At 67.9% G+C, this 9323-nt stretch carries 5 protein-coding genes and 1 pseudogene; 4 read left to right on the top strand and 2 right to left on the bottom strand.

Translation table 11 applies throughout. The annotated features are described in order from the left end of the window. On the top strand, positions 1–2533 hold a 2533-nt coding region (locus tag DM816_RS37140), incomplete at its 5' end, for an ATP-binding protein (RefSeq protein ID WP_117215192.1). 111 nt (positions 2534–2644) lie between these two features. Then, the gene (locus DM816_RS37135) at positions 2645–3175 is read left to right on the top strand and encodes a response regulator (RefSeq protein WP_117215193.1); all 531 of its coding nucleotides are present in this window, start codon (positions 2645–2647) and stop codon (positions 3173–3175) included. A 143-nt stretch (positions 3176–3318) separates the two neighbouring features. Here the strand turns inward: DM816_RS37135 and DM816_RS37130 are convergent, their stop codons facing one another. Beyond that, positions 3319–5250 (bottom strand): YfhO family protein, encoded by a 1932-nt coding sequence (locus DM816_RS37130; RefSeq protein WP_162908222.1) that lies wholly within the window; start codon positions 5248–5250, stop codon positions 3319–3321. Between the two features lie 153 nt (positions 5251–5403). Further along, a complete protein-coding gene (locus DM816_RS37125; RefSeq protein ID WP_117215190.1) occupies positions 5404–7068 on the bottom strand; it encodes a serine/threonine-protein kinase in 1665 nt (554 codons plus the stop codon). Positions 7069–7267: 199 nt separating this feature from the next. Here DM816_RS37125 and DM816_RS37120 point away from each other — a divergent pair, with 199 nt between their 5' ends. Both DM816_RS37120 and DM816_RS45395 read left to right on the top strand, forming a co-directional pair. After that, complete coding sequence (locus DM816_RS37120; protein WP_117215189.1) at positions 7268–8143, top strand: DUF6891 domain-containing protein; 876 nt, start codon at positions 7268–7270, stop codon at positions 8141–8143. A gap of 416 nt (positions 8144–8559) precedes the next feature. After that, positions 8560–9323 (top strand): annotated as a pseudogene (locus DM816_RS45395) (hypothetical protein); the annotation flags it as partial.

Genomic DNA, 9323 nt, shown 5'->3' with positions numbered 1-9323 from the left:
GGCGCAGGGCGAGATCCTTGAGCTCAAGGACGTCGTGAACACGATGGTGGACCAGCTGTCGTCGTTCGCCGACGAGGTGACCCGGGTGGCGCGCGAGGTCGGCACGGAAGGCAAGCTCGGCGGACAGGCCGACGTGCGCGGCGTGGCCGGCACCTGGCGCGACCTCACCGACAACGTCAACCTGATGGCGTCCAACCTGACCGCTCAGGTGCGCAACATCGCCCAGGTGACCACGGCCGTGGCCAAGGGCGACCTGTCGCAAAAGATCACGGTCGACGCCCACGGTGAGATCCTCGAACTGAAGTCGACCGTCAACACGATGGTCGACCAGCTGCGCAGCTTCGCCGACGAGGTGACGCGCGTGGCCCGCGAGGTGGGTTCGGAGGGCAAGCTGGGCGGCCAGGCGCAGGTGCGCGGCGTGTCCGGCACGTGGCGGCACCTGACCGAAAACGTCAACCAGCTCGCGTCAACCTTGACCACCCAGCTGCGCGCGATCGCCGAGGTATCGACGGCCGTGACGCGTGGCGACCTCACGCAGCACATCGCGGTGCAGGCGCAGGGCGAGGTCGCCGAGCTTAAGGACAACATCAACCGCATGATCGTGACGCTGCGCGAGACCACCGAGAAAAACGCGCAGCAGAGCTGGCTCGACTCCAACATCGCCCGCACCAGCGCGCTGCTGCAGGGCCAGCGGGAGCTCGAAGAGGTGTGCCGCATGATCATGGCGGAGGTCACCCCGCTGATCAACGGCCAGGTGGCGGCGTTCTTCCTGTCGGATGTGGATGGTGACGGCAGCCTGCGGCTCGCGGCCTCCTACGGCTACGGCCGGCCCGACGAGTCGATGACGTTCGCCGCGGGCGAGGGCCTCGTCGGACAGGCGGCGCAGACCCGCCGCCCGATCCGGGTCGGCAAGGGGATCACGCCGCTGACCTTGCGCACCGGCATCGCCGAGACCCCGGTGTCCGATCTGCTGATCCTGCCGGTGCTGTTCGAGGGGGAGGTGCTCGGCGTGATCGAGTTCGCCAGCATCACCCAGTTCTCCGGGCTGCACGCCGACTTCCTGGAGCGGCTCGCGACCACCATCGGCATCACGCTCAACACGATCCTGGCCAACCGGCGCACCGAGGAACTGCTGGCCCAGTCGCAGCGCCTGGCGCACGAACTCCGCGAGCAGAGCGCGGAATTGTTGCGTACCAACAATGAATTGGAAGAGAAGGCGGCGCTGCTGTCGGAGCAGAACCGCAACATTGAGATAAAGAACCGGGAAATCGAGATGGCCCGGCTGCGCCTGGAGGAAAAGGCGCAGCAACTGGCCTCGGCGTCGCAATACAAGTCGGAGTTCCTCGCCAACATGAGCCACGAGCTGCGCACCCCGCTCAACTCGGTGCTGCTGCTGGCCCGGCTGCTGTCGGACAACCCCGACGGCAATCTCACCACCAAGCAGATCGAATTCGCGCGCACGATTCACAATGCCGGTTCCGATCTGCTCGCGCTGATCGAAGACATCCTGGATCTGTCGAAGATCGAGGCCGGCCGGATGGACATCGAGCCGACGCAGGTGCCGTTCACCGAGGTGCGCGAGTTCGTCGAGGCGGCGTTCCGGCCGCAGGCCGACGAAAAGAAACTGCGACTGTCGGTCACGGTAGCGCCGGAGTTGCGCGCCAGCACGGTGACCACCGATGCCCAACGGCTGCAACAAATCCTGCGCAACCTGCTGTCCAACGCCATCAAGTTCACCGCGAGCGGGTCGGTCGGGCTCGAAATCGCGCCCGCGCCGACCGACATCCGGTTCGACAATGTGAACCTGCGGCAGGCGCGGCAGGTGGTCGCATTCTCCATCCGCGACACCGGAATCGGCATCCCCGACGACAAGCTGGGCCTCATCTTCGAGGCGTTCCACCAGGCCGACGGGACGACGAGCCGGCGATACGGCGGCACGGGGCTCGGGCTGTCGATCAGCCGCGAGCTGGCCAGGCTGCTGGGCGGGACCATCACGGTCGAGTCCACGGTCGGGCAGGGCTCGGTGTTCACGCTCTACCTGCCCGACGTCATCGACAGCGACCTACCCGTCGGGCCGTTCCTCACGCCGTCCACGCACGCCGCGAGCGTGCCCGAGAAGCGGCAAACCGTTGCCGCGCAACGGCTTGACGGAGCCACGGTGTTGATCGTGGATGACGACGTGCGCAATGTGTTCGCCTTGACCAGCGCGCTGGAGCTGCACGGCATGACCGTGCTCTACGCAGACAACGGGGCCGACGGCATACGGCTGCTGGCCGACCATCCCGACGTCGATATCGTGCTGATGGACGCGATGATGCCCAATCAGGATGGGTACCAGACCACCCAGGAGATCCGGCGCAACCCGCGCTTCGCGGGGCTGCCGGTCGTCTTCCTCACGGCCAAGGCGATGCCGACGGACCGGGAGGCGGCGCTTGAGGCGGGCGCCAGCGACTACATCAGCAAGCCGGTCGACCTCGACGAACTGCTGGAGCTCATGGCAACGTGGACGCAGCGGAAGGACACGTTCGCATGATGCACGCCGTATTGGGGAAGGGCACGCTCCCCCTCGGGAAGGGCACGATCGCATGATGCACGCTGCATTGGGGAAGGGCACGCTCCCCCTCGGGAAGGGCACGTTCGCATGATGCAGGCCCAGACGGCCAAAGCGCTGCTTGTCGACGACCGGCGGGACAACCTGATCGCCTTGGAGGCGATGCTTCAGGGCCTGCCGGTCGAGACCGTGGCTGTCGAGAGCGGCGAGGCCGCGCTGAAACAGTTGCTGATCCACGACTTCGCGCTCATCCTGCTCGACGCGCAGATGCCGGACATGGACGGGTTCGAGACGGCCAGCCACATCAAGCGGCGCGAGCGCACCCGCCACATCCCCGTCATCTTCCTGACGGCCGTGGACCGGGACGCTCAGCTGGCGGTGCGGGGCTACGCCGCGGGCGGGGTCGACTACCTGACGAAACCCTTTGACCCGTGGGTGCTGCGGGCCAAGGTGTCGGTGTTCGTCGAGCTGTGGACCAAGACGCAGCAGTTGCGCACTCACGCGGAATTGTCCCGGCAGCTGGCCAACGCGACCGACGAAGCCATCAAGCTGCTCCAGTCCGAAGAGGACGATGCGCGCACGAAGGCGTTGGCTGTGCTTCAGGCGGCGCAGCGGCGATACTGACGCATGCGATTCGCCGGGCCGGCTCCCTGGCCGACTGCGCATCGGTCAGGCCCGACCACCCTCGTACACCCGGGATGTCAACCGGCCGCTTTGGTGCAGGAGGTCGAACGCGGCCCGTGCCGCAATGATTTCGTGCTCGGCACCTAGCGAAGCGTCCGCACATCCCACACCCACACGCCGCCGGTCTCCCGGCCCGGCTGTCCAATCAGGACGTCCACGGCCTTGCGTAACGCGTCCGCGTGCGGGTGGGGCCCGAGCACGAGCACATCCGCTTGCCAGTGCCGTAGATCGGCCGCCGCCTGCAGGCGCTGCACGTCGGTGATCTGCGGCATGCTGCCCGACGCCGCGACCTGCCGGAGCAGTTCAGCGGTGGGCCGGCGGGGCGGGCCGTAGTCCGGGGTCGGGTCGTGCTCGCTCTTGGGGCCCAGGAAGTAGCCGTCCGCCAATCGGAATTCCAGCTTGGCCGCGATCAGCCAGCGCATCGACTCGGGCGGCAAAGGCTGCGGTGGCACCGGCACGACCGAGCCGTCGCCGACATACTGCCGCCACGTCCCGTCGGCGAAGAATGCGGGAACCGGAGCGGGAGTCGTTGTCGGCAGTGGTGTCGGCGCGACCGGAATCAACATCGCCGCCACGGTTCCGTACCAGATGAACAGCGCTTTGCGCCGGCTGTCGCGGTCATCCATCGAGGCGAGAAGGCCGGCGATTCGCTCGCCCGCGACCGCGAGCAGAACGCCGACAGCCGCGGTCACCACGAGGGCCAGCCGCGTGACGATCACGGATTCGAGCAGCGGCAACCCGCTGAACAGCTTCCACGGACCAGGCACGCCGGTCTGGACACCGTCGATCTTGATCTGGTTGCCGAACGACAGGACCGCGAAGACGAGCGCGACCATAAAGGCCAGACGCGCCGCCATGACCCGGAACCACACCAGCCCGGTGACAACCGCGAAGACGCACAAGGGCCAGCCGAAGAAGGAATTCTCCTCGGTGGGATTCGCCGCGAGCCGGGAGGCTACCGCTGGGTCGCCGCCGATCGATTCGCGCGCATAGGCGACATAGGATGCGAGATCCATGTCGAACATGTGCGACCACCAGAACGGGCCGGCGTAGTGCTGCGGTCCCAAGAACTGGAACCAGAGCGGATACGCCATGAGAGCCAGGGCGACGCCGGCCGCCACCGCCATGCCGGCGGCGAACGGACGCGCGCTGCGAAGGGCCTGCGCGGGTCGCGACAGCGCGTACACCACGACCATCACCAGGCAGGCGACGGCCGTGTAGAGCACGAGTTCTTCATTGATGAACAGCTGATAGGTGACCATCAGCCCGAGCATGATGCCATCGCGAACCGGCCGACCGGTGTCACGAAGCCGGATGACACGCGAGACAATCAGCGGCAGCATGAACTGCGCCACGATGTTGGGGTGTGCGTTGCCGTGGCTCACCAGGCCGGGCGCGAACCCGCAGAAACCCGCGGCGATGAAGGCCACCAGGCGGTTTGCGGTGACGTGCCGCCGCAACACGAAATACCACGCCGTGGCGGTGCCGGCGAAGCCGATCACCAGCGCGAGGCCGAGGGACACAGTCGGCCCGAGGGTCAGCGTTATCGGCGCCAGTGGCAGCGAGAGGCCGAGCATCGACGTATTGGCCATCATATTCACGCCGTACGGCGCGTTCAGCGCGGTGCTGAACAACGGGTTGTCGAGGCCGGTCAGGGCTCGGGCCGCATTGAGCAGGACAAACTGGAAGAAGACGTGGTCTTGCTCGTTGTCCGCGGTCACCCGATGCGCAATGTCGAGCCAAAGCCGGGCCGTGACATAGCAACCGCCCAGCGCGTATGCGGCCACGACCGCGGCATCGAGCAGCCGGCCCGGTGTCCGCCGGGCGGGCTGTTCGGCCTGATCCGAATCGGACGCTTCCACATCTGTCGTAGGCACCGGCTTCCCGTCTCCACTTCCCGACGTCGCATCCAGGTCGGCGGACAGCATACCCGTGCCGGCCACACCGACACCGAGATCCGCGCGATCGCCGACTTCCTCAAACGCGCCACCGAGGCGGGCCACAACGCGACCCACGCCATGACGGGCAGCTGACAGCGCCGCCACCTACACCCGCCGGCGCTGCAACGCGACCAGCGCCATGACGGGCAGCTGACTGCGCCGCCACCTACACCGGGCCTGCACTGCAACACGACCAGCGCCCAGACGGACAGCTGACTGCGCCGCCACCTACGCCGGGTCTGCGCTGCTGCTGCCGCGCCCCGAGCCGGACGTCTGGGGCGGCAACACCGACGTGCCGTGGAGCACCAGATTGGTGAATGTCGCCGAGTGGCCGCCGGGGAGTTCCTGGCCGTTGCGCTGCAGCATGCCAAGCGCGACCCGTCCAATGTGGAACGTGTTGTCGTCGTGGATCGCGAGCTGCTCGCCGTCCTGATAGAAGGTGAACTCCGTGCCCCGCGCCACGATGCGGATGCGCGAGCCGCGTTCGGCCACCGACGTGCGCAGCTTCATCTCCCGCAGGCTCCGGTAGGCGGTCTCGTGCGTGACGAAGACCGCCAGTTCCCCGCAGATCTGCAGCGCATATCCGCCGTCGGGCTGCTGGATCCCGGGCCCGTCGGAGCCGTCGGCCTGATAGCGGAACCAGATCGCGGCGCAGCTGTTGCCGGTGGTCTTCACGTCGACCGACACGTCGAAGTCGGTCGTCTGGTCGTGTCTTCCCTTGCAGCGATAGACGGCCGACTTGGGATACAGAGTTGCGGTCAGGCCGGCGGAGCCGATCGTGCACCGGCCGTAGCGCTTGTCGTCCGTCGGACTCCAGCCGTCCTCCGACGTCAGCCGGTCTTCGATCATCGGCCGCAGCCCCGGGTTGATGCTCGGAGTCAGAGTCGGCATCAGACTCGGACTCGGGCGGGGCACGAGGCTTGAGTCCGACGAGGTCTGGGCCGTGGGCGTGCCTGTCTGGCCGCTCAGCGCGATTGCGGCCGCCGTGACCAGCAGCACCACCGAGAGCCCCGCGGTCATGAGGCCCAGCCGCACGCCCCGCCATTTGGGCCGGCGCATCGGCACCGTCGCCACCTCGGGGACGGCCGCCCTGGGTGCCGTCGGGGCCGCGTTGAGCAGAGCATCCAACAATTCCCGGGCGGTTGGCCGCAGCTCCGGGTCCTTGTCCAGCGCTCTTTCCACCAATTCCTTTATTTCAGCCGGTACCCCGGACAGGTCAGGCGGATCGGAGAGGATGCTGATCGCGGTGTCGGCCGGGGTCGCGCCGCGAAACGGGGTGCGCCCGGTGGCCGCGAACGTGATGATCCCGCCCCACGCGAAGATGTCTGCGGCCGGCGTGATGACCCGTGCCCCGCCGAGCCGCTCCGGGCTCAGATACGGGACGGTGCCGATCACCTCGTCGCCCGTCGTAAGGTTGCCCGTGTTGGAGTCGATCTCCCGCGCGAGGCCGAAGTCGATCACCTTGATGCTGCCCGACGAAACGAGCACGTTGCCCGGCTTCAGATCGCGGTGGATGACGCCCGCACCGTGAATCGCGGTGAGCGCGGTGGCCACGCCGACCGCGAGGCTGTGCAGGCGGGCACCGCGCAGCGGGCCGTGCTGCTGCACGACCTCGAACAGGCTCGGGCCGTCCACGTACTCGATGACAAGATAGGGCGGCTCGTGATCCGGGTCGGCGGCGATCACCTCGGCCGTGCAGAACGGCGGCACGGTCTTGGCCCGGGCCACCTCGCGCCGGAAGCGCTCCCGGAACTCCTGCCGCTCCAGCAGGTGACCATGGATCACCTTGATGGCGACCCGCTGCCCGCCGTCGAGCGCCTCGGCGAGGTAGACCGCACCCATGCCACCCTCGCCGAGCCTGCGCAGGATTCGATAACCCGCTATCTCCAGCATGACTCTCCCCCGGTGTTTCCGGCCGCCAGAATGCCACACCGGCCACCGCGCGGGAAGGCCGTGGATCAGTCGGGATAATGCGCCCCGACGCTCCACACGCAACACCGGCCCATGATCACGACATTGAGAAATGTCGATCAATTGCAAGCTGTCAACAGCCCCTTTCTCAACCGTGTCGGCTTGCTTACACTGCGGTGCTATGACGGAAGATCTTCGGGAGTATGTCCGGCTCCAAGTGGCCATCGGTTACGACGACGGGCACGTGATCGCCGAGGATACGATCGAGAGCTTCGAGGACGAATACTCCGGCGAGGACCTTCCCGGTACCGTCGCGGCGCTCGTGGAGCAGGAATGGATGACACACCTGCTGTCCCAGCCCCCGCACACCCAGATCACCGACTGCGACCGGCTCGACGCCGCGTTCGCCGACCTGGAAGACGCCGGAGTGGTGGCGCGGCAGCACTTCGCGTGCTGCCAAAGCTGCGGCAACGCCGAGATCAGCGCGGAGATCGCCGACACGCCGGGCGCGCACGGATACGTCTACTTCCACATGCAAGACACCGAGAGCGCGGCCGACGGCGGCAGCCTCTACCTGTGCTACGGCTCGGCCGGTCCTGACGTCGACCCGGTCGCCGTCGGGCATCAGGTGGTGGAAACGTTGCGGCGGCACGGCTTGCGCACGGCATGGAACGGCGAGCACAGCCAGCGCATCGCGGTCAACCTACGCTGGCAGCGGCGGCACCTGTGGCTGCGGGCCAACTGCGCCAGCGGGCGTGAGGTCGAGGACCCGTCCGAGGGCGGCATCCTCGAACTGCTCGGCCAGGTCGCAACCGGCGAGGAGGCCTACTTCGTGCTGTTGAAGCCGGGCAAGGCGACACCGGGACTGTTCGCGCAGGCCGCGCTCGCCGACGACGGCCGGTTCATGGTCGAGCACCGCGATGAGGTCGGCCACTTCCAGTCGCTCACCTCGGACCGCGCCGCCGCGCACGCCGCGCTGACCGGATGGGCGTTCGACCTCGACGGCTGGCGCGACCATCTACTGTGGACCCGGCTGGACCAGAACGAGCGGCCCTGACAGGCTCGCAGCGGCTGGCAGGCGGAGGATGCGCTGGTCCGGCGGCCGTGATCGCGGCGTTGACCAGGTCCTCGCAGGCGGCCCGCTGCCCGCGACATGACCACGGCCAGGCTTCTCTCCGTTGGCGGCACAGGGCCGGCCGGGTCATGGGGGCCACGAACTGCGAAGCATCGCTTCAGAGGCGGGTTTTCGGAAGTCGCACCGAAGTCCCGCAGCCGGCCCCGCCACGATACCCGTCACGCGCACCACGGCGCGACGAGAAATCACCGCAGGAGCTGCTGCCTCGGCCGGGCCGCAGCGCGACACTCCACATAAGACATCCACAGCATGAAAGACCGGACTTCAGTACCACATCAGCGCCGCTTCAGTCTGCTGCGGCACGGTGATCTCCTCGTTTCCTGAGGAGGTTGACGGATATGGAAGTATCCCGCCGGCAGATGATCGCACTGGGCGGTCTCGGCGCGCTCGCGGCCCTGTTCGCCCCGGAGGTGGTGCGGAACCGCGCCTTTGCCACGGACCAGCTGGCTATCAGCGGGACCGGGGGCTTCAGCTGGGTACGCGATAAAATCGAAATCAATCAAAACTGGGAGCAGGAGTTACGGCGAGAGCTGGCGCTGCGCGGCATCGCGCCGGGCACGACGCTGTTTCTCGTCGCGCGGGAGATCGTGCACTCGCCCTATTATCAGCTGCGGCTGGCGGGCTATCCGCTGGTGATCGCCGCCGACACCTATGACTGCCGCAACGGGAGCGTCGACACGACCAACTACGGCTACGCCGGGGCGTCGGCCGCACCGATCACGTTGTTGGCACGGCACGTGGTCGGCGCCCGGCTCGCCGCGATGGGGACGATGGGAGCGCCTGGGGTTCCTGGCGAGGCGGGCGCGGCGGGCGCGGATTCGGAGTCCGGTGAAACGCCGACCGGCAAGCCGATCTGCTTCAGCCACGGGGGTAACGGCGGTCCAGGCGGAATGGGCGGGCAGGGTGAGCCCGGTGGCAACGGCGGCGCGATCGCGGTGTACACGACGGCAGCGCCTGGATGGTTGGTGACGACCGCGGTCGGTGGTGCGGGTGGGCCTGGCGGCACCGGCGGACCGGGCGGACCCGGTGGCGGTGGTGGCGGCCCATGCCGGGCGGGACGGCCAGGCTCGACCGGCGCAACCGGCCCGGTCGGCCCGGCCGG

Origin of the sequence: Allorhizocola rhizosphaerae (assembly GCF_003426775.1) — a bacterium.
GTDB classification, from domain to species: Bacteria; Actinomycetota; Actinomycetes; order Mycobacteriales; family Micromonosporaceae; genus Allorhizocola; species Allorhizocola rhizosphaerae.
Note: the sequence above shows the minus strand (reverse complement) of the source record. Positions and strands in the feature narration are given on the sequence as shown.